At 43.3% G+C, this 20,385-nt stretch carries 20 protein-coding genes; 11 read left to right on the top strand and 9 right to left on the bottom strand.

Annotated features, from left to right (window positions below; all coding sequences use genetic code 11):
• Positions 1–67: 67 nt before the first annotated feature.
• The gene (locus A8F94_RS17200) at positions 68–571 is read left to right on the top strand and encodes a DoxX family membrane protein (protein ID WP_066203060.1); all 504 of its coding nucleotides are present in this window, start codon (positions 68–70) and stop codon (positions 569–571) included.
• Between the two features lie 100 nt (positions 572–671).
• Here A8F94_RS17200 and A8F94_RS17205 read toward each other — a convergent pair whose 3' ends face one another.
• The 3 genes from A8F94_RS17205 to pnuC are packed head-to-tail and all read right to left on the bottom strand — an operon-like array spanning position 672 to position 2,857.
• Complete coding sequence (locus A8F94_RS17205; RefSeq protein ID WP_066203062.1) at positions 672–1,121, bottom strand: NUDIX hydrolase; 450 nt, start codon at positions 1,119–1,121, stop codon at positions 672–674.
• A gap of 12 nt (positions 1,122–1,133) precedes the next feature.
• Positions 1,134–2,168 carry a multifunctional transcriptional regulator/nicotinamide-nucleotide adenylyltransferase/ribosylnicotinamide kinase NadR gene (gene nadR, locus A8F94_RS17210; RefSeq protein ID WP_066203065.1) on the bottom strand — a complete coding sequence of 345 codons (1,035 nt, stop codon included), beginning with the start codon at positions 2,166–2,168 and terminating at the stop codon, positions 1,134–1,136.
• Positions 2,165–2,857 carry a nicotinamide riboside transporter PnuC gene (gene pnuC, locus A8F94_RS17215; protein ID WP_066203067.1) on the bottom strand — a complete coding sequence of 231 codons (693 nt, stop codon included), beginning with the start codon at positions 2,855–2,857 and terminating at the stop codon, positions 2,165–2,167. The genes nadR and pnuC overlap by 4 nt, the downstream gene beginning before the upstream one ends.
• Positions 2,858–3,218: 361 nt before the next feature.
• Between pnuC and A8F94_RS17220 the strand changes: the two genes are divergently transcribed.
• From A8F94_RS17220 to A8F94_RS17230, 3 genes are all read left to right on the top strand, one after another.
• Complete coding sequence (locus tag A8F94_RS17220; RefSeq protein ID WP_066203069.1) at positions 3,219–3,719, top strand: DoxX family membrane protein; 501 nt, start codon at positions 3,219–3,221, stop codon at positions 3,717–3,719.
• Between the two features lie 383 nt (positions 3,720–4,102).
• Positions 4,103–4,387, top strand: coding sequence for a hypothetical protein (locus A8F94_RS17225; RefSeq protein ID WP_066203072.1), 285 nt, complete (start codon positions 4,103–4,105; stop codon positions 4,385–4,387).
• Positions 4,321–4,692, top strand: coding sequence for an SRPBCC family protein (locus A8F94_RS17230; RefSeq protein WP_254660888.1), 372 nt, complete (start codon positions 4,321–4,323; stop codon positions 4,690–4,692). Before A8F94_RS17225 ends, A8F94_RS17230 begins: the two co-directional genes overlap by 67 nt.
• A gap of 78 nt (positions 4,693–4,770) precedes the next feature.
• On the opposite strand, the gene A8F94_RS17235 is transcribed toward A8F94_RS17230, so the two are convergent.
• Both A8F94_RS17235 and A8F94_RS17240 read right to left on the bottom strand, forming a co-directional pair.
• Complete coding sequence (locus A8F94_RS17235) at positions 4,771–5,937, bottom strand: DUF4317 domain-containing protein (protein ID WP_441294201.1); 1,167 nt, start codon at positions 5,935–5,937, stop codon at positions 4,771–4,773.
• Between the two features lie 116 nt (positions 5,938–6,053).
• Positions 6,054–7,073, bottom strand: coding sequence for an STAS domain-containing protein (locus A8F94_RS17240; protein ID WP_066203081.1), 1,020 nt, complete (start codon positions 7,071–7,073; stop codon positions 6,054–6,056).
• A 279-nt stretch (positions 7,074–7,352) separates the two neighbouring features.
• On the opposite strand from A8F94_RS17240, the gene A8F94_RS17245 reads away from it, so the two are divergent.
• The 6 genes from A8F94_RS17245 to A8F94_RS17265 all read left to right on the top strand — a co-directional run bounded on the left by A8F94_RS17245 (position 7,353) and on the right by A8F94_RS17265 (position 13,537).
• Complete coding sequence (locus A8F94_RS17245; RefSeq protein ID WP_066203083.1) at positions 7,353–7,853, top strand: DoxX family protein; 501 nt, start codon at positions 7,353–7,355, stop codon at positions 7,851–7,853.
• Between the two features lie 411 nt (positions 7,854–8,264).
• Positions 8,265–8,417, top strand: coding sequence for a hypothetical protein (locus A8F94_RS25855; RefSeq protein WP_175384455.1), 153 nt, complete (start codon positions 8,265–8,267; stop codon positions 8,415–8,417).
• 308 nt (positions 8,418–8,725) lie between these two features.
• Positions 8,726–10,663 carry an LTA synthase family protein gene (locus tag A8F94_RS17250; RefSeq protein WP_066203086.1) on the top strand — a complete coding sequence of 646 codons (1,938 nt, stop codon included), beginning with the start codon at positions 8,726–8,728 and terminating at the stop codon, positions 10,661–10,663.
• Between the two features lie 225 nt (positions 10,664–10,888).
• A complete protein-coding gene (locus tag A8F94_RS17255; RefSeq protein WP_066203089.1) occupies positions 10,889–11,389 on the top strand; it encodes a DoxX family protein in 501 nt (166 codons plus the stop codon).
• 198 nt (positions 11,390–11,587) lie between these two features.
• On the top strand, positions 11,588–13,009 hold the full coding sequence (locus tag A8F94_RS17260) for a S8 family peptidase (protein ID WP_066203092.1): 1,422 nt from the start codon (positions 11,588–11,590) through the stop codon (positions 13,007–13,009).
• A gap of 126 nt (positions 13,010–13,135) precedes the next feature.
• The gene (locus A8F94_RS17265; RefSeq protein ID WP_066203095.1) at positions 13,136–13,537 is read left to right on the top strand and encodes a cytochrome-c oxidase; all 402 of its coding nucleotides are present in this window, start codon (positions 13,136–13,138) and stop codon (positions 13,535–13,537) included.
• A gap of 438 nt (positions 13,538–13,975) precedes the next feature.
• Here A8F94_RS17265 and A8F94_RS17270 read toward each other — a convergent pair whose 3' ends face one another.
• On the bottom strand, positions 13,976–15,208 hold the full coding sequence (locus A8F94_RS17270) for an MFS transporter (protein ID WP_066203098.1): 1,233 nt from the start codon (positions 15,206–15,208) through the stop codon (positions 13,976–13,978).
• A gap of 465 nt (positions 15,209–15,673) precedes the next feature.
• The gene (locus A8F94_RS17275) at positions 15,674–16,267 is read right to left on the bottom strand and encodes an NADPH-dependent FMN reductase (protein WP_066203100.1); all 594 of its coding nucleotides are present in this window, start codon (positions 16,265–16,267) and stop codon (positions 15,674–15,676) included.
• 181 nt (positions 16,268–16,448) lie between these two features.
• Between A8F94_RS17275 and A8F94_RS17280 the strand changes: the two genes are divergently transcribed.
• Positions 16,449–16,778, top strand: coding sequence for a winged helix-turn-helix transcriptional regulator (locus A8F94_RS17280; RefSeq protein WP_066203103.1), 330 nt, complete (start codon positions 16,449–16,451; stop codon positions 16,776–16,778).
• Positions 16,779–16,991: 213 nt separating this feature from the next.
• On the opposite strand, the gene A8F94_RS17285 is transcribed toward A8F94_RS17280, so the two are convergent.
• Together A8F94_RS17285 and A8F94_RS17295 are read right to left on the bottom strand one after the other, a co-directional pair.
• Positions 16,992–17,480 carry a cupin domain-containing protein gene (locus A8F94_RS17285; protein WP_066203105.1) on the bottom strand — a complete coding sequence of 163 codons (489 nt, stop codon included), beginning with the start codon at positions 17,478–17,480 and terminating at the stop codon, positions 16,992–16,994.
• Positions 17,481–17,905: 425 nt separating this feature from the next.
• Positions 17,906–20,281, bottom strand: coding sequence for a M14 family zinc carboxypeptidase (locus A8F94_RS17295; protein ID WP_066203111.1), 2,376 nt, complete (start codon positions 20,279–20,281; stop codon positions 17,906–17,908).
• Positions 20,282–20,385: the final 104 nt, after the last annotated feature.

Consider the following 20,385-nt stretch of genomic DNA (forward strand, 5'->3'; position numbering starts at 1 on the left):
TATTTACAGTGTAAACAAGTTAATTAACTTCATTTAAAATAAACCAAATCGAAAAGGGGAATTATTCATGTTCAACAAATTCTTACGTGAAAACAACATTGTTGCCGCTCTGCTTGCTGTACTTCGTGTGTATCTCGGTTATGCCTGGTTCACAGCTGGCCTTGGAAAAATTCAAAGCGGTGCATTTGATGCATCAGGTTTTATTAAAGGCGCGATTGCCAATCCGGTTAAAGGCCCGGACGGCGGTGTCGTTTATAGCTGGTACGTTGACTTCCTGCAAAGTGTAGCACTTCCAAACATTGACCTGTTCAACGTCCTTGTACCTTGGGGCGAGCTACTTGTAGGCCTTGGCCTGATGCTTGGCTGCCTGACAACTGCAGCAGCGTTCTTCGGTCTTATGCTGAACTTCGCATTCTTCTTCGCCGGAACTGTAAGCCATAACCCAACTGATATCCTGTTCGGATTTATCATCTTGGCTGCTGGTGCGAACGCTGGTAAATACGGCCTTGACCGCTTTGTTCTTCCATACATCAACAAAGCATTCTTCAAAAAGCATCAAGTCCAAAACTAAGGCAGAGCCATCCTCCTCTCCCCTTATATATAAATTGGCCCTTCACATCGGAGGGCCTCTTTTTATATGTCCAGCTGGTTTTTCTGGTATGTCATTTCTATCATTTTTCAAAAGTATGCTGTTTAATCAACGAAGCGATGATTCTCGTCAATCCCTCCGGCAGCCTATCGAGCGGGAAGAATTCTGCTTTAATTGATTCAATGCCATCCGGCTGAAGTACACCGCCTTTTATATCATTAGTCTTATAGACGACAGTTACTGGATAAAATTGATCCCCGTTTGCCAGGTGAACAAAATACTCCTCGCCAGAGAGCACAGTTATCAGCTCGAGTGTCCCAATTTCGAGCCCAGTTTCTTCGAATACTTCTCTCCGGGCCGTATCCTCGGCCGATTCGCCGAGCTCCATCAGCCCGCCGGGAACGCCCCATTGGCCATCATGCCGTTTTTGCAAAAGCAGCTCGCCTTCTTCATTAAAAATAGCAACTGCCGCCCCGACGAGAATTAACGGCCTCTGCCCGACCGTCTCGCGAAGTTCTTCTATGTACCCCATATTTTCCCCCATTCATTCATCAAGTAATTCATTTACTAGCTGTACTGCCTGCTCAAGCCTCTCCTCATAATTTCCTTTTATCGTTTTGTACGGAATACCATGTTCATCAAGGAGGCCTTTTAAAATCTCATGGTTATATTCCCGCACTTCCTGGTTGCCGAACGAGCGTGTCCCGTCATCAACCCATACGACATCCGGTTCGAGGAGCAGCCACAAATCATATTTCTGGGTTTTTGCTACCTCATCAAGGACCCGCCGCCTCCTGCCCTGATAGGCAATTGAGAAATATTGAGTAACAATTGCTTCTGTATCTACAAACAATACTTTGTTTGCTTGTTTCAGCTTTTCCTGCTCTCTTACTTTATGCCCAAAGGCGATTTGCGCAAAGTCTTCATCCAGGGTGATTCCCTCACAGCCTCCAATTTCTTCATAAAAGCTTCGCCCATACTCAGCGACACACGAAGTATTGTATAAAAGTGCTAGGTTTTGGACGAGCGTAGACTTTCCGCAGCTTTCCGTACCAACCACGGCGATTTTTTTAGCAAAATAAGGCTTCACACAATCCGGCAGCCACTCCCAATGCTTAATGGCTCCCTCCGTACGAAGCTTCGTACCGGATATTCCATATGCAATGCGCTCCGCATCAATCACAACATGCTTGGCCCCAGGATACAATTTTTCAAAATAAGTACCATAAGAAGGCTCGGAGCTAAACACCGTGTCAATTTCCTTTCCAATTGCAGCTTTAATCAGCCTGGCTCCCCGCTCCCAGTCCGAAAACCGTCCAGTTTGCATTTCTTCGATTGCATGAACGCGCACGTGCGGCATATCCTTCGTCAGCTCGGTCCACCAGCGGAGCCGAATATAATAAGGAATATGAGGAAGCTTTGCATTCTTTAGAATGACATTTCTTTCGTATTCATCATCATACGAAACGATCACATGCAATTCATCAACCATCGTGCTCGCCTTAATCATCGCGTATACATGCCCCATATGGATAGGATAGAACTTGCCCCCGAACATTCCAACTTTTCCTCTGGTCATGCCGCCTTGGCCACTCCCTGCTTTTGGGACATTTTAATCCAATTGATGTAGCCATATATGCTGTTAATTAAAAACGCGCTCCACATGACAAGCATGTTGTAGTCATTGCCTCCTGACTGGAACAATGTGATTGCCCATAGCAGGATTGAAAGGACATTGACCATAATCCACAACGCCCATTGTTCTGCAAACCGCTTGACCATTAGGATTTGTGCAATGATTGACAGCACGACCGCTACTGAATCAATGCGAACCTGCTGGCCGCCGATTAAGTGAAGGATTTCCGCATACACTGCCGAAGAAATCACCATGATGACACTCAGCCAAACCCATTGTTTTTTCGTCAGCCTCTTAACTGCTACATCCTCGCCAAGTGTACCTTGGCCTATTTGGTTCTTTTTCCAATAATAGATCCCAATGAACTGGAGCGGAAAATAAAAGATACCGTTCAGCATGGCTTCCCCGTACAATCCATATGTATACGAAATATACGCATACGTCCCTGTCTGGATGATCCCAAAATAATAATTGCTGATTTTCCCCTTTGCAACCAATACAACACAAAGCATGCCGGTTATTGAACTAATCAGGCCAATCAGCGTGTCGTCCCATGCGAAAAACAAGAAAATGTTTATTCCGGTAAATACTAATAACCAAACTTTTTCAAACAGCGTCCAATCCTTTAGCATACCATTTCCCCCTTTTATATTTCTGCAGACTATATTTCTTCTGTATGAATGGTGGAAATTCCTGCTTTATATAGATTCATCCTATTATAATGAGAACTCAGGAGACTATGAAGTTTTTTTCCACCGCAATCAAGTCCTTGAACTCTTCCTCCACACCCCCGTGAACCATTCAGCTTTTCTACAGCTTATTCAGCCCTTTTACATAAAATCACCGCTGTCTGTGGTGTTTGTCACACTTTCGCCAAGAAGATATGACAGCATTTTGAACAGTCGTCTTAACTACTATTCGTACGTTGTTTACCGGAGTATATTAAAAGTGTAAACAACGTATCTAAAAAACAAAGGAAATGGGGAATCATTCATGTTTAACACATTCTTAAGGGAAAACAAAGTTGTTGCTGCTCTTCTCGCTGTACTTCGTGTCTATCTCGGCTACGCCTGGTTCACTGCAGGCCTCGGAAAAATCCAGGGCGGATTTGATGCTAGCGGCTTTATCAAAGGCGCAATCGCAAACCCAGTAAAAGGCCCGGACGGCGGCGTGGTGTACCAATGGTATGTAGACTTCCTTCAAAGCGTAGCACTTCCAAACATTGAACTGTTCAACGTGCTTGTACCTTGGGGTGAACTGCTTGTCGGACTTGGCCTGATGCTCGGCTGTTTGACAACTGCTGCAATGTTCTTCGGCCTCGTGATGAACTTCGCTTTCTTCTTTGCCGGAACTGTAAGCCATAACCCAACAGATATCCTGTTCGGCTTCATCATCCTTGCAGCGGGTGCGAATGCTGGTAAATACGGGCTTGACCGCTTTGTACTTCCTTACATCAACAAAGCTGTCTTCAAAAAACAACAACCGCAGAACTAAAGTAAAGGCAGAGGCCTCCCCCTTCTCGCCTTTCATATAAAAGTAGGTGTCCCAACAATTTGGGACACCTTTTTTTAAATTTCCATATGGAAGCAGAAAAGTCATTTATCCTGATTCGTTTAAAATACCCGGGAACTTTCACATTCAAATCCAAGCCATCCAGATACACTGCCAAGCGAACGAAAACCAGCCATTAAACCGCCCCTACCGCTTAAAGCCATGGTCAACCTCATAGGCTTCCAATCCAAATTGCACAAAACATATCCGAGAGTTTTAATGTTTTATCCGAGATTTCTTTACGACCCCCTAATTCTCTTGGACACGAAAAGGGTTGAAATATTACACTTGTGACAAGAATAGGTTCAGGATTAGGAGGTCAAAGTATGCCCAAAAGGAAAATTGAGGCGTTGGAGGATGTAAAGAAGAATTACGTTCGTATGGCCATTGAAAGCGGCAATTACGCATCTACCGCACGGCGTGCAGGAGTTGATGCTAAAACTCTGAAAAAATGGATGAACGAGTATGGTGATGAAATCAGGGAACAAATGGAGGATCCAAACACGTTTCCGATCGGGTTGCCTTGTGGTTTGCTCCTGAAGCAGTGGTTGAACCAAAAGAAGGAGGTACATACGAGCTCTATTTCATTCCAGGCAACCGAGAATCCATGAATACAAGAGGATGTACCGTTACTAAAATCGTCCCTGAAAAAACGCTACAGTTTACTTGGAAGGGGCCTGACCCTTTCAACTCCCTTATGAATAGGGGGCATGAGCTAACTGAAGTGAAGGTCAGCTTAGATGCTGTCGGGCCAACGGAAACCAAAGTCTCAATAGAACATAGCGGCTTTAATAGAAGCAAAGAATGGGATGAAGCATTTAACTGGCATCAAAATGCATGGACAGGGGTGCTTAGCAGCCTGAAATCGGCCATTGAAACAGGAGAAGGCGAGCTTTGCTGCCAGCCTAATTTGTAGGTAACAGGGGATGGTTTCAAAGCGTCCCCTTGTTATAAAAAAAAGAATGCACCCTTGGATGCATTCCTTATTGTAGTTTTACAGATTTTCAGTTTCCAATTGGAAGCCCTCAACAACGGCCTCTTCATCGATTTCAAGCAGAAGGCAGCGTTTCCCATTATGGGTCACATACCGAACATTCTTCAAATCTTCCGGGCTAAGGGTGACCGTAGCCACCTTTGTATTGATTTTAATCGATTTTGGCACAAGGCTGGTGGCCTTCATTTCTTTTTTCTCATTATCAAGCACGTTTTTAAAGGCGAATTCGACTTTCTCGGTGCTCACGTCCTTTACACCGCTATCGTGAAGGATTTGTTCGACATCGTGATAATCCAGCATCACGGCTTCTGATTCTTCGGATTCCTCTGATTCTTCAATGACTTTATTGATTTCAGTATAAATATTTGCAAGCACATCGGTTTCAACTTTTTCACCAATCAACGAATGAAGCACAAGTTCAAAGCTGTCCTTTTCTTCCTTGGCTGTGTGGATAGGCTCACATGTCAACACTTCTTCAATGAAGCGGTCACTCGGCTGGTTTGCCTTTCCTGCCGAATAAAGAATGTGGTTTACATCCGCCGACCCTTGATTGAATGTTGGAAAAAGAAAGCCGAACATCGGTGCCGAAAGATTAATAATTGGATCGACTGATGTATTTGCCTTAAATTCTTTTTCAATATAGTCGAAGACGAGCGAAGACTTCGGCTGATCGGTCCGGTTTTGGCTGCAAAGGATGAACTTGTGAGAAAAGACTTCATCATCCCCGCCTTCTTCTGTATCCTCGTTCCGCGCCCGTGTGGCAATCTTGAATTCTCCCCGAATAAACGTGACGACTGTATCCATTTCATACGTTAAGCCATCATACATTTTTTCCACGATTGACAGCATTCTTTGCATCCAACTTTCTGTATCAGTTGTTTTCAGGCTGTCATATAGGACGGTTTGCGTGCTGCCTTCTTCCCCGCGCTTGAATTTCAGGTCAAACAGCTTGGCATCGAGTTGCCCTGCAAGCACCTTTTTAAAGTTGTCCATAAAAAGCTCCTGCTGAAACTGCTCAAGCATCCCAAACGGCTGGCTTTGCCAATGGTAAATTTCAGATGTTTCTTTTTGTACATACACATTGAAGATATCTGTAATTTCCAATTTATCGTTATCCGTCTTAAATTGCTTTCGAACTGTGCTTACATCCTTCTTATTCACATACATTCTCCTCTCAAGCTCCAGACATAAAATTTTATCATTGATTTTTTAGATTTTACAAGCTAATTCACCCAAAATTAAAAAAGGGATGGCCGCCAGCACCAGTGGCCCATCCCTTACTCTTACTGATTGTTTTTCTTTACAAGTTCATATCCGTTTTCGCCAATGGCATGTTCTACCCCTTGCTGCAGGCTTAAAAATGAAAGGATACCTGTCATTTTCACGTTCGCATTGGCCATGTGGCTCGCAAGCCCAGAGGAAACCCCGACAATATAACATTCACTTCCTAACAGGCGAATGGCTTTGATCAGCTTTTGCAATCCGAATATAGTGTATTCGTTAATTTGGGTCATTCCTGTCACATCGATTAAGATGTAATTTGCTTTCCTGGCAGATAATTCGAAAAGGGCCCTTTCAACAAGGTCTGAAAGCCTTTCCTCGTTAAATGTCCCAATGAGCGGGATAACCAGTATTCCCTCCAATACAGGAATGACTGGGGATGACAGCTCTTTTACAAGCCCCGACAGCTCTTCTGTCCTTTCCTGAACCTTTTCCTCCAATTCAGCAATACTTTCGAGCTCCTTCTTCCTGGCCAGGTTGTGAATATTTTTGCTGAAGGTAATAGTGGATTTGGTCAGCTCTATCTCATCATAGCTGCAGCCTTCATTTTGAGTTTGTTTCACCTCATACCACATGTCTTCTTTAAAAAGACCGCCAAAGATTCCTGCCCAATGACTGGGCATTAAAACATGTACATGTTCATTTTCCCCATTTTTGAAAATCCGGTTCTCCCAGCTATTGAAGAGCCGAACTACTACTTTCTTTTCATCCAGTGAGAGGTATGTAATCTCAAAATCTCCCCATCCTGCACTTTTGTATATATCCCGGTATTCAACGAGTATTTGCTCAATATCACTCCGGCCCTCATAGTATGTTTTCACTATTTGCCCCATTTGATAGCCGGTTGCCTCATATACTGTTTTTGAAACACCCTTACCCGAAACCTCTTCGATCGTATTTAAAAACAACTCGATTGCAGTGTCCCAGAATACCAGTGCGGAAGCACCATCAAACGTTATCAAACCGTCCGTCTCATCCCAGATGAACTCATTTGTGTTTACATGTATGCTGGTTTTTGTCATTCTTGTTCTCCTATACTATAAAGTTTGGGTGGGAATTTGCAACAGCATTTTCAAGTTGAAGACTTATATTAATAAGTTCTACCTATAACCTTAAAATCCTTTTCATTTAAAAAACTATAGTCTGGGTTTTCACTATATGTACGTGTTTTCACAACTTAGACAATAAGCTTTGACAGCTTTTTGAACAGCTTTCGAAAGCCCTATTCATACCGTGCTTACCGGAGTATATTTACAGTGTAAACAACGAATTTAACTAATAAAGGAAATGGGGAATCATTCATGTTTAACACATTTTTAAGGGAAAACAAAGTTGTTGCTGCTCTTCTCGCTGTCCTTCGTGTCTATCTCGGCTACGCCTGGTTCACAGCAGGCCTTGGCAAAATCCAGGGCGGATTCGATGCTAGCGGCTTTATCAAAGGCGCAATCGCCAATCCGGTAAAAGGTCCGGACGGCGGCGTTGTGTATCAATGGTATGTAGACTTCCTCCAAGGTGTAGCTCTTCCAAACATTGACCTGTTCAACGTACTTGTGCCTTGGGGCGAGCTTCTTGTAGGACTTGGCCTGATGATTGGCTGCCTGACTACTGCCGCAATGTTCTTCGGCCTTGTTATGAACTTTGCATTCTTCTTTGCCGGAACTGTCAGCCATAACCCAACAGATATCCTGTTCGGCTTCATCATCCTTGCTGCTGGCGCGAACGCAGGTAAATACGGCCTTGACCGCTGGGTACTTCCGTACATCAACAAAGCTGTTTTCAAAAAGGAACAGCCGCAAAACTAACACAAAGGCGGAGTCCCCCCCTTCTCCCCTTTCAATATTAATAAAGAGGCCGTCGCTGATGGGCTCTTTATTTGTATGGGGTTCTACCGTGTACGTATGAGAATTCATAGGCGGAAAATTTCCGGCTACTATATATAGAGGCAGTTTAAGAAGCAGAAATAAGCGGAGATATTCCGATTAACCTGCTCTACATAAGACAAAAACAAATGATTTGAATCATATAACCGGAAAAACATCCCTTATTTTTTAGAAATATCGTTATTTCCCAATTTAGCCGGAATTCTTCCGATTATTTTTCAAACAAAGTGAGATCAACGATCAGTTATAACAAGACCCTTGTTTTAAAAACAAACAAGTTCTTTACCAAATAAAAGATATGGTATACTTGCCCCAAAAGGGGGACAAGAAATTATGAGGGATTCATTTGTATTGCTTCCGATTCTCATTTTTTATATCGTTCCAATGGTTTTCATCATTTGGTACATGCTTAAGTTTTTGAAGGTTCAGCAGGAACGGAATACGATTTTAAAGACAATTTCTGAAAAATTGGATAGAAGGCTTTAGAAGACAGGGGAAACCTGTCTTTTTATATTTTGCAGCCTTCACTGCCCAAAGACCTGCAAAACAGCTTCTATATAGTTTATAGTTTTAATGCTCCGAAACCTACACAACTGATCCTTTTTTTGCACCTTCAGAAATCTTTTCCATAGTTTTTTAATTGTAAGGTATGCTATACTATACATTCGAATTTACAAAGGCTTAACATATGCTCTATGATTTATCAAAAAATGTTTTTTAAATACTAAGTCCATTCATAATTTGTTCATATTTTTCTTATAAGATATACGCAGTATAAGGTAGGTGTAAAAAGTATGAAACAACTCTCCATTTTAAATAAGTTTAGGGGTTTTTTCTTTTTAGCTGTGTTGTTACTCTGGATAAAGACGTATGCAGTGCAATTGACTCAATTTAATCTAGGAATAGACAACGGGCTGCAGGAATTTCTGTTGTTTTTCAATCCATTGGGATCTTCCTTGTTATTCCTTGGATTGGCATTCTTCTTCAAAGGAAAGAAGAAGTATTCTTCCATGTTGGTTATTTACTTCCTCTTGTCTTTCCTTTTATATGCCAATGTATTGTACTACCGGTTCTTTAATGATTTTATTACATTGCCAACCTTGTTTCAGACACAGAACTTTGGCGATGTCAGCAGCAGCATAGGTTCGCTGCTAAAGCCGTATGATATCTTATTCTTCATTGATTTTGTGATCTTAATTGGCCTATATGCTTTCAAGATTGTAAAAATTGAAGTCAAAAATATGAGCCGCGCAAAAACTGCCGCGCTTTTCGCATTTGCTTTGTTCATTTCTAGTATAAATCTGGCTTTGGCGGAAATGGACCGACCTCAATTATTGAAGAGAGGCTTTGACAGGAACTATATCGTGAAGTACTTGGGAATGTATAATTACACCATTTACGATGCCGTCCAAAGTTCAAAAGCTTCAGCCCAAAGGGTATTGGCCGACAGCGATGAAATAACAGAAGTCATCAACTTTACAAAATCCAATTATGCCGAGCCTGATCCACAGTACTTCGGGGCGGCTAAAGGCATGAATGTGATTTATTTGCATCTTGAATCGATTCAAACTTTCCTTATTAATTACAAGCTGCACGGTGAAGAGGTTACTCCATTCCTTAATTCACTGGTGAATGAAAAGCATACTTTATACTTTGATAACTTTTTCCATCAAACGGCACAGGGCAAGACAGCCGATGCAGAATTTATCATTGAGAATTCATTGTATGGATTGCCACAAGGTTCCGCTTTTACAACGAAAGGAAAAAACACGTACCAGTCGGCGCCAGGAATTCTTGGCCAGAAAGGCTATACATCAGCCGTCTTCCATGGCAACGGCGGCACGTTCTGGAACCGGAATGAAATTTATAAAGCTTTTGGTTATGACAAGTTTTTTGATGATCGTTCTTATGAAATAAAACCGGAAGACAGGGCAGATTATGGCCTGGAGGACAAGCCATTCTATAGGCAGTCAATTCCGCTCCTGGAAACATTGCCTCAGCCATTTTATGCAAAGTTCATTCCTGTTTCCCATCATTACCCGTACACGATGGATCAGGAAGAGGCTACAATCGCACCGCATACAACGGGCGACAAATCGGTCGACAACTACTTCCAGACAGCCCGTTATGCTGACGAAGCATTGAAGGAATTCTTTGACTACCTAAAAGAATCCGGACTGTACGATAATTCAATCATCATTATGTATGGTGACCATTATGGAATCTCTGAAAACCATAACAGAGCAATGGCACAAGTGCTTGAAAAAGAAATCACTGCATTTGATAACATTGCTCTGCAGAGAGTGCCACTGTTTATTCGTGTTCCAGGCATTGAAGGCGGAATTAACCATGAATACGGCGGGCAAATTGACTTGATGCCTACACTGCTCCACTTATTGGGTATTGATGCTAAAGACTATGTACAATTTGGGACAGATTTGTTATCCAACGATCATGACGAGCTGATTCCTTTCCGGAACGGAGACTTTGTCAGCCCGACGATTACATCCATTCGAGGAAAGTTTTACGACTCGACGACCGGACTTGAATTGGAAGAGGACAGGCTGGAAGAAGCCAATGCTTATCGGGAAAACGCAATGCAAAAGCTGCGGCTTTCAGATAAAGTTGTAAATGGTGATTTATTGCGATTCTACACGCCTGAAGGGTTTACCCCGATTGATCCATCGAAATATGACTATACATCTCCCGGAAGTTCTCGTTTGGAAAAATAATAAAAAAACTGCTTAAGGCTGTGGCCTTAGGCAGTTTTTTTATGTTTAGGCGTTTCTTTTTTCACTATCTGTACAGTAGTTCACAGGTTAGACAAGAAGGTTTGACAGCTTTTTGAATAGATGCCAAAACCCCTATTCGTATAGTGCTATCAGGAGTATATTTACAGTGTAAACAAGTTAATTAACTTCATTAAAATAAAACCAAATCGAAAAGGGGAATTATCCATGTTTAACAAATTCTTACGCGAAAACAATGTTGTTGCTGCTCTTCTTGCTGTACTTCGTGTCTATCTCGGCTATGCCTGGTTCACAGCAGGCCTTGGCAAGATCCAGGGCGGATTTGACGCAAGCGGCTTTATCAAAGGCGCGATTGCTAATCCAGTTAAAGGCCCAGACGGCGGCGTTGTGTATCAATGGTATGTAGACTTCCTGCAGAGTGTAGCACTTCCAAATATCGACTTGTTCAACGTACTAGTCCCTTGGGGCGAACTTCTTGTAGGTCTAGGACTGATGATTGGCTGCCTGACTACTGCCGCAATGTTCTTCGGTCTCGTGATGAATTTCGCATTCTTCTTCGCCGGAACTGTTAGCCATAACCCAACTGATATCCTATTCGGATTCATTATTCTTGCAGCTGGTGTGAACGCTGGCAAATACGGCCTTGACCGCTGGGTGCTTCCTTACATCAACAAAGCAGTATTTAAAAAGCATCAAGTCCAAAACTAAGGCGGAGCCCTCCTCCCCTCCGCTTACTATATAGACTGAGCCCTTCGTTCGAAGGGCTTTTTTTGTTACTCGATCCTATTATCCGTTTCTTATCCACGCTGCCTGCAAGCAATACTATGGTTTCCATCAATTTCCTTCATTAAATCCCGGTTTTAGCAAGCACCCTATACATATATAGAAAATGGGGTGAATTTTACCATGGTCAATAAATATATCGTTGCAAGTGGAATCATCGCCGTTGGGCTATTTGCTGCAGGTGCCTATTTCCTGGATGATGGGGAGCCTGAACAAAATGAGATGTCACGCATTCAAGAGACCACTGATGGGCTGCGGCTCCTACGGGAACGTGATGGCCATCAACTCCGGATTACGGAATTTGACAATGTGTGGAATGGCGGCCAGACCAGAATCTTATTAGAAAAAGATCCTGAGATCGCACTGATTTACCACAATGAAAAGGATGCCAGCCATTATGTCCACGATGAAGTCGTAGTCGATTTCCTGTCCGAGCCTTCACAACAAAAGCTTGGTCAAATCAAGGAAGATATTAACGGAATCCTCCTTAAGAAACTTAATTCGACTTATATCTTTAAGTCCCGAACCATGGAAACAAGAGAATTATTAACCTATTTTGCAAAAAGAAACGACATTGAGTTTGCAGAACCAAAATACTTTCTTATGCAAAACGATATCCCAATTCCAAACGACGTGTTTTATAGGGAGCAGTATCAGTGGAATTTACCTGTCATTGGTGCGGAAAAAGGCTGGTCTATATCGCGCGGCTCAGAGGACGTGACGATTGCTCTTATCGATACAGGCGTCGACCTGGATCATCCTGACTTAAAAAATCGGCTGGTTCGCGGCTACAACGTTCTCTCCGATAACAATGATCCCGATGATGATAACGGCCATGGCACGCATGTGGCGGGTATTATTGCATCGGAAACGAACAATGGTGAAGGTGTAGCGGGCATTACCTGGTACAATAAAATCATGCCTATTAAAGCAATGGGAAAGGAAGGCTACGGAACAACCTTTGATATTGCCAAGGGTATTTACTGGGCAGTGGATCATGGAGCACAGGTCATTAATATGAGCCTTGGCAATTACCAGCCCTCCAGAGTATTAAAAGAAGCCATTGATTATGCTTACAGGAAGGATGTCGTTCTGGTTGCGGCGGCGGGAAATGATAATTCACGCCAGCCTACCTATCCTGCCTCCTATCCCCAAGTACTGGCTGTTTCCGCCGTTGACCATGAGGGTGTGCGTGCAGAGTTTTCAAATTACGGAACCTATGTGGATATAGCTGCTCCTGGCGTCTACATCCCGAGCACATATTTCCTTAACCGATATGCAGCACTTTCAGGGACTTCAATGGCCGCCCCGCATGTCGCCGGGCTCGCAGGCCTTATTCGTTCCGAGAATCCAAAACTCTCCAATCGAGAGGTCATAAGAGTCATGCAGCGATCCGCAATTGATTTAGGAACAAAGGGAAAAGATGCCCAATTTGGCAGCGGTATGATAGACATGAACAAGGCACTTACACTGGCGCGGGAAACCGAGCAGGCACCACGCCGTGAAAGTCCGGTACGCAGTTTATTGGATTGGTTAAGTAAATAACTTACGTGAAAAGTCCCCCTGAAGCGGGACTTTTTTCATTGTGCCGTTTTGCCCATTCATAATATTGAAACAGCCACCGTATATATAAACTGTGACAATATTATGAAATTAAAGGGGTGATAGGAAATGAGGTTGGGGACACTCTTTCTTAAGGTTGCTTCCGTGTATTTCCTCGTTGGGGTTTGTATGGGACTCGGGATGGAAATGGCCGGGGACCACAGGCTCATGGGGGCACATGCTCACATTAACCTGGTTGGCTGGGCGTCGATGGGATTATTCGGACTTATTTATGTTCTTTTTCCAAAAGCCGGCGAAACCCTTTTGGCAAAGCTCCATTTCTGGCTTTATAACATTTCTCTGCCGTTATTCATGCTCGCTTTATCGCTATTGCTTCTCGGTAATGATTCATTAATGTTCCTGTTGATGATTTTTCCTAATGTATTGGTTCTTTCAGTTCTTTTCTTTGTCATCAATGTTTTTTTACATGTCAATGCCGCAGATGTGCAGAAGCTTGTGAAAAAAGAGTGACTATTTATTAATCTTAGGCTGATTTCTAAAAGAATGTTGTATTTTGTAGTAGAGATTCCGCTCCAGGATGCTCGCTTTCCGCGGGGCGTGCGGTGAGCCTCCTCGTCGCTAAAGCGACTGCGGGGTCTCACCTGTCCCGCTTGTCCCGCAGGACGTTGAACAATCTTCCTGAAAAAGCATCGCAGGAGAAAATGCGTTTTTTGCATTTTCGAACGAGCTCGCACCTTCCGCTCCAATCAACCAAATACCAAAGCTATGTCTATTCTATTAGCACAAAGTTTATAACAACAACCTAAACTTAAGTCATAGTATTTTCCTCTGCAAAAAGGAGAGGTTCCTTGAAAAGGATAAGCCGATTTTACTTGTCACGAGGTGCTCAATTTAATTTTAATAAATGGGAGGCCCCTTTTATAATGGAGCCTCCCATTTTTATTTTGATTAGTGTCCTTCGGCAATAGCCCCGGTTGTTTTTTCCTGAAAAAAGACGGCCTTCGACGGCCTTATAACCGTTACAACGAGCATACTTGAAATCAGTGCTGCTGCTGTCGCAAAAGAAATACAGACAAGCTGGATTGAAATCATTTCTGCCAAAAATCCTACCAGTAACGTCAATCCAATTTGAATAATACCCTGGGCCATTTCGGCAAGGCTTGCAAATCTGCCCATCAGTTCAACCGGAACATGATTCTGGAAAAAGGTTGCATAGCCAGTTGTTGCAAATGCCATGAAAAAGCCCAAAAGCACAAAAGCTATTGTTGCCGTAATAAAATTAAACGACGAATAAAACGCTATATAGCCAATAGAGGTGAGAAGCAGCCCACCACCCAAATAGAGCTTAAGTGAAACTTTCTTTGCTACAAGCGCAGCTGTAAACGAACCTGCCAAAGCCCCTACACCCGTTATACTCACAATGAGGCCGTAATCCCGGGTGGATAGGTTCAATACCTCCTTGATAAACGTTACCTCTTGCGGATCGAGGGCAAAGCCAATTAATGTGGCAGTCTGGAACAAAAGATAAACAAGGATAAAAAACTTGGCTGTCTTCACAAAGGTACTTACTGCTTTCCAGTCGGAAACGAGTGTTTTCAATGTTATTGGTTCACGAGCCTCCTCTTTCTTTTCATCAACATCAGGAAGAAAATAAATAAGAAGTGCACAAACAAAAAACGAAATCGCATTGATGAAAATACATAAGTCCGTACCCCAATTCATAATTAAGAAACCTGCAACTGCCGGGCCGAGAAGGAAAGCACCGGAGCTTGACATTGTCATGATGGAATTGAACCGTTTCCTATTTTCCTCAGGAACAAGCTTTGTTATGTAAACAGAAGATGCCGGGCCAAAAAATGCCCCAGCTAAATGGGTAAGAAGCAGAAGGAAATAAATAAACCATAGCGAATCTGTAAAAGGTATGAGGAGAACAAGAAAACCTCGAACAACATCTACAAGTATCATTAGTTTCCGTTTATTTGCCCGGTCAATTACGCTTCCTGACCATGTGTTGGTAAGCAATGCAGCGATTGGGCGCATAATATAAAGCCCTGCAACGGCTGCTGCCGATCCCGTTATTTCGAGGATTGAAACGTTCAATGCAATTAAGTAAATCCAGCTGCCCAGAAACGAGACCCCTATTCCCGATAACAAAAGTATCGGATTCTTCCACGAATTCATCTTTTCATCCTTCCTTCAATATTTCCCTAATTATACCATCCGGTTTTAAATTTTCGGAAACTTTCTTCAATAATTTCCGTATGAGCATATTGGGAAAATTTTAAGTTTAGCTGAAGGAGGCGCAAAATCCGAACAAAGTTTCTTTTGGATAGGGATTGGATTGATTACACTGGAATTTCGGTTGAAGAATTTTAAGAGTCCAAAGAAGTAGACAGACGATTATTCATTGATTAAAGAGCGGGATTTGCACCTGTATTTAAATTCGAGACAGGATGAGGTTAGATCTGTTGAAGACATATACTGGAGCCCGAAAGGTTCAGATGAAAGAGACAACCTATTATCCGTACCACCAGTTTATGGAGTGGCTCATATGGAGGGTTTTTATAAAAATTACTTCAAGACAGCTCTAGGTCTGTAGCGTATATAGAATTAAAAAGGCTGCCCCATTAAGGGACAGCCAGAGTTTTAGCGTACTGTTTTTAACGCTTTGCTCCAAGAAGTTACTTGGTCAAGCATCAAGTTTACATTTTCAAGGTGAAGCTCAGCTGGCTTGAATACACTGCCATTTTCGAAGTCAGTGAACAAAGACAGGGTTGGATGTGTACGTACGTCCGCAATCATCAATTCACCCATGATACCACGAAGATGTTCAGCTGCACGCGCACCGCCAGTAGAACCATAGCTTACGATACCAGCCGCTTTGTTGTTCCAAGCTTCACGAGCAAGGTCTAGAGCATTTTTCAATGCGCCAGTGATGCTGTGGTTGTATTCCTGAACGATGAATACAAAGCCATCAAGACTAGCAAGCTTTTCGTTCCAAGCTGCGATTCCAGGAGCATCTGCTTCGCCAAGGAAAGGCAGTTTGAAGTCTGCAATATCAACGATTTCATAGTTTGCATCGCCGCGCTTATCAGCGATTTCCTTCACCCATGCGCCAACCTGTGGGCTTACACGGCCTTCGCGTGTGCTTCCAAGAATAATACCGATGTTGAGTTTTTCTGTTGTCATAGTTGTTTCCTCCTTTGGTTGTTTACCAAATAATTTGTCAAATAGACCCATCTTTGCACCACCTATTTTAATGACGATAAGAAGCTGATTACTTTTCAGCAACTCACCGTTACTAGCTTACTTTATGTAAGTAATTATATTAATACAATTTACCTATGTCAAGTAAATTAGTTTCATTTAAATATTTAATTATTTTTTAAATAAGGGTATAATAATAAAAAGGAGTGATGATATGAACCCTAAACAAGTTTGCCCGCGTTTTGAGAAAGCTATGGGTTTACTGAGCCAAAGATGGACAGGATTGGTCATATACCAGCTTCTGAATGGGCCGCAGCGCTTTTGTAACATAGAATCTACTATTGGCATAAGCGGCAGGGTTCTTTCTGAACGGTTAAAGGATCTGGAGGCGGAGGGAATTATCAAACGTGAAGTATTTCCTGAAACTCCCGTCCGGATTGAGTACTCATTGACAGAAAAAGGGCGGGCACTGGAACCGCTTATGAAGGAAATAGAGAATTGGTCACAGTCCTGGCTAGAGGCTGATAGTGCCATCTCTAAGTAAAAGATAAAATTCAAGGATACAGCCGGCACTCTGGTGCACTGACTGTATCCTTTTTTGTCACGCTATTTCAGTGTTGCCTTAATAATGAAGCGGTGCTGCTTTACTTCCCTTTTTTCTGGATCGCTGTGTGCACTTTATAAAGCTTGTCTTTATACCTCAAAATCTCAAAATCAGATATTTGCCATGGGATTGCCTTCAAATCAGCAGCAGTCATTACACAGGGAGCTTTTCATAAGCAATTTTTTCGATAATGCTCTTATGCTGAGGATAGTCCTTTAACAGTTCGTCCTGTGTAAATAGCTCGAATTCTTCAAACTCAAAGCCTGGAGCGACCATGCAGCCCACCAGTGCAAACCCCTCTTCCCCAAGAAGCGATGAGCCAAAAATCGTGTTCTTCGGCACAGCAACCTGGGGCACTCCGCCATTTTCCAAATCCAGGCCAAGCCGCGCTTCTTCATATTCGCCATTTTCATGAATCATATGTACAGCCAATGCATTTCCCGCATGAAAATACCACAGCTCATCAGACTTCAATCGATGAAGGTGGGAGATATCGCCCGCTCTGAGCAAAAAATAAATGCTTGTGTATAACGTCTTTTTCCCGTCCAGCAGTTCTTCTGATTTGAAGGTTTGCTTGAAAAAGCCCCCTTCCGGATGGGGTTCTAGCTCCAGCTTTTCTATCCAATATTCTGCATTATGCATAGTGTCTTTCCTCCTAAATCCATACTCCCTTCCAAGTATAGCGGTGATGGCCCGTTGACGCAAAAAGCCTGGCAGCAAGGTTGAAGCTGCCAGGCTTTTGTTCTACGTCTAGCTCCAGCGCCTATCGCCTAGTAAACTTCAGGTCTCCTCCCTACGATAAGTCATCATCGAATCGCTTAGGTGCTCCTGCGCCATAGCATATTCATGGAAGCATATCTTCAGCTCGTCGCAAAGCCCAAGTAGCTCTTTCGAAGATGTTTTTTCATGATGTGATGCAAGTAGAAGCTTCGCTCTTCGTGATTCCTTTATCTCAGTCGAAGCCCCTCCAGTTTGTACGGCGATGACCACTAAGGAAAGCTCCCTAGAATATTCATCGCAGGGACAGGCGTTCTTTGCCTGTCACGAAGGCGCTTACGCTTTTGTTTTTACTTTGTAAAAATTGCATTTGAAAGCAGTCTGAATAGGTAATCGGTATGGTCACGGAAGCCAGCTTCAAGTCCAATCAAGGTTACATCCTTATGTTCCTCTTTTACGACAACAGGCAGGCCTGACACTTCAGGGCGATTCCTCCAGTGTCCTGCTAAGAAGAAGTCTTGGCTGTTATCAAAGGTGGCCGCAACTTCGTCATTACCTGACACCGTATACCAGGCTGGACGGTAAACAAAGCCAATATCGTCTTGGCCGTATCCCGCTGTCAGCCCAGTACCTTGATAGTCGACCTTCACGATCCCGTTACTGTTGCCACCGCCGGTAGTGACAGTGTTATCGGTCAATCCAAGCGTCTTGGTTGCCCGTGAGGCACCTGCACCGACTGCAATGTATTTTCCGCCATTGTCCAGGAAGCTGTTAAGGTTCGCTTTAAACGCATCGAGCTGGCCTGGATTCTCAAAGCCAAATTCTTTGTTGGCTGTACTTAGGTTTGTGGAAATTAAGCTTTCCGTGCCGCTGTAGACAAATGCATCGAACCGATCAAGCCCTGATTCCGAAACCTCGACAGGAGTCACTTCGCTTACATCAAAACCAAGACGCTTCAAAGATAGTTTGGTCCCTGAATGTGACTGTGCTTTGCCCATTCCGCCATCCTTGAGGATTGCCACTTTCAGATTTTCGATTGTTTCTGCATCAGCAGGGATGCTGGCCGAGCCAATCTGAATGCCTGATTCCTTGACTGCAGCAGAAACCTTGTTTGATGGGGCATTGGCATAGAAATTACCTTTTGGATCACGCTTAATGTCGACACCTTGCTTTAACAAGTCGTTGACAAGTTTTACGGCCTTCACTGAGCTATTAGGAATAAGGAAAGGCCCTTTCCCTGTAACCGCTCCCTGGCTTCCAACATTGTGAACCTTTGAAGACACAACAGTTACCTTCTCATGGACCGGATCGGCTGCAAAGCCCCATAGCTCCGGCAGGCTCCACGCTGAGATGTCGTACATGGCTGTAGTGTCATTGGAAATATCTTCTCCATCCCAAAGCATCGTATTGGCAAGACCCGCTTTTGCCTGGTCCATCTGGACGATGTACGTTCCTTTCTGATAGGACTGGCCGCCTGCTGTAAATGGCTTGGATGCTTTTACAACTTCAATGTCGTTGTTAATCAAGTGCTGAACTGCTTTTTCAGTTACAGTCGGATCCTTTTCATCGACCGGGAGGATGTAGGCATTCGGAAAATGCCCGTCTTCATGATATGGATGGTCAAAGTTGATTCCGCGCTTAAACATTTCGATTTGGTCGGCAATCATTTCCTGTTTGTTTTCAGTTGCAAATTCCAGAGCACCCATGATTGCGTCGTACATCCAGCGGACTCCATCTTCATCATTGGTTGGTGCTTCGAGAGTGTGTCCATAGGCACCGTGATACATCGCATACATTGGCGTAAAAATTGGCGGGTAGTCATCCCAGCCTGCCGCATCATCACGCTGAGGAATATAGACGCCCTCCATACCTTTGTACAGATTACCGCTGTACTCGGATTTATTGGAGAGGATTTCGGCTTCCATAGCCTCGGCCTGTCCGAACGCCCACTTTTGATACAAATCATATTCATAGTTCGGGTTATGTGGAGGTGTACATGGTTCAATCAACCCCTGCAAGCCTGGCCCATAATTTTTCACATAGCCATGGGTATCGAGGAAAACCATTGGATTCCATTCTTTCAACAGTGCCACGGTTTCTTTCGTTTCCGGCTGAGACTGAGTAATGAAATCGCGGTTCAAGTCGATGCCTTCACCGTTAAATCGGGTTGCATCTACACGCCCGTCCGGATTCTGGACAACGTTGAAGATTAAAATATTGTTGGCCAGTATATCTTTTGTTACCGAATCATTTTTGGTTGCGAACCGTTCAATCAGCTGCATAACTGCATCGGTGCCGACAAACTCTGTCCCGTGGATGGAACCATTTATCATAACAGGAACCTTAAAGTCGGGATTTCCAGCAATCCAATCCTGTGCCTTTTGAGGGTTCTTGAACATTTGCTTCCTTAGTGCCTGGATTTTCCCAAACTTCCCCTGGGCTTCCGGATCTGCAATCGTAACAACATACAATGGGTATCCTTTTGAGGATACTCCCTTCACCTCAACCTTTACACGGTTAGACAGTTTTGAAATTTCATCTAGCTTTTTGCCAACCTCAGAGAATTTCATAAAATCATAGTTTTCGTTGTTAAATTTACTTCCATCCTGCTCCTCATTTACATTGACATTCACCCATTTGACCGGGCTAGCAAGCGGAGCGCTAAAAGGCACTGCTGCCAGCAAACTTGCAGTCAGCAAACTGGCCACAACCTTCTTCTTTTTCATGAACTTACCTCCCCATTTTGTATAACCACTCAAAATTATGTATTTTTATACTACATTTAGTATTTTAATAACTTAAAACACTTATCACAATAGGGGGATTTTCC

Origin of the sequence: Bacillus sp. FJAT-27225, from assembly GCF_001685025.1 — a bacterium.
Taxonomy (GTDB): Bacteria; Bacillota; Bacilli; order Bacillales; family Cytobacillaceae; genus Bacillus_D.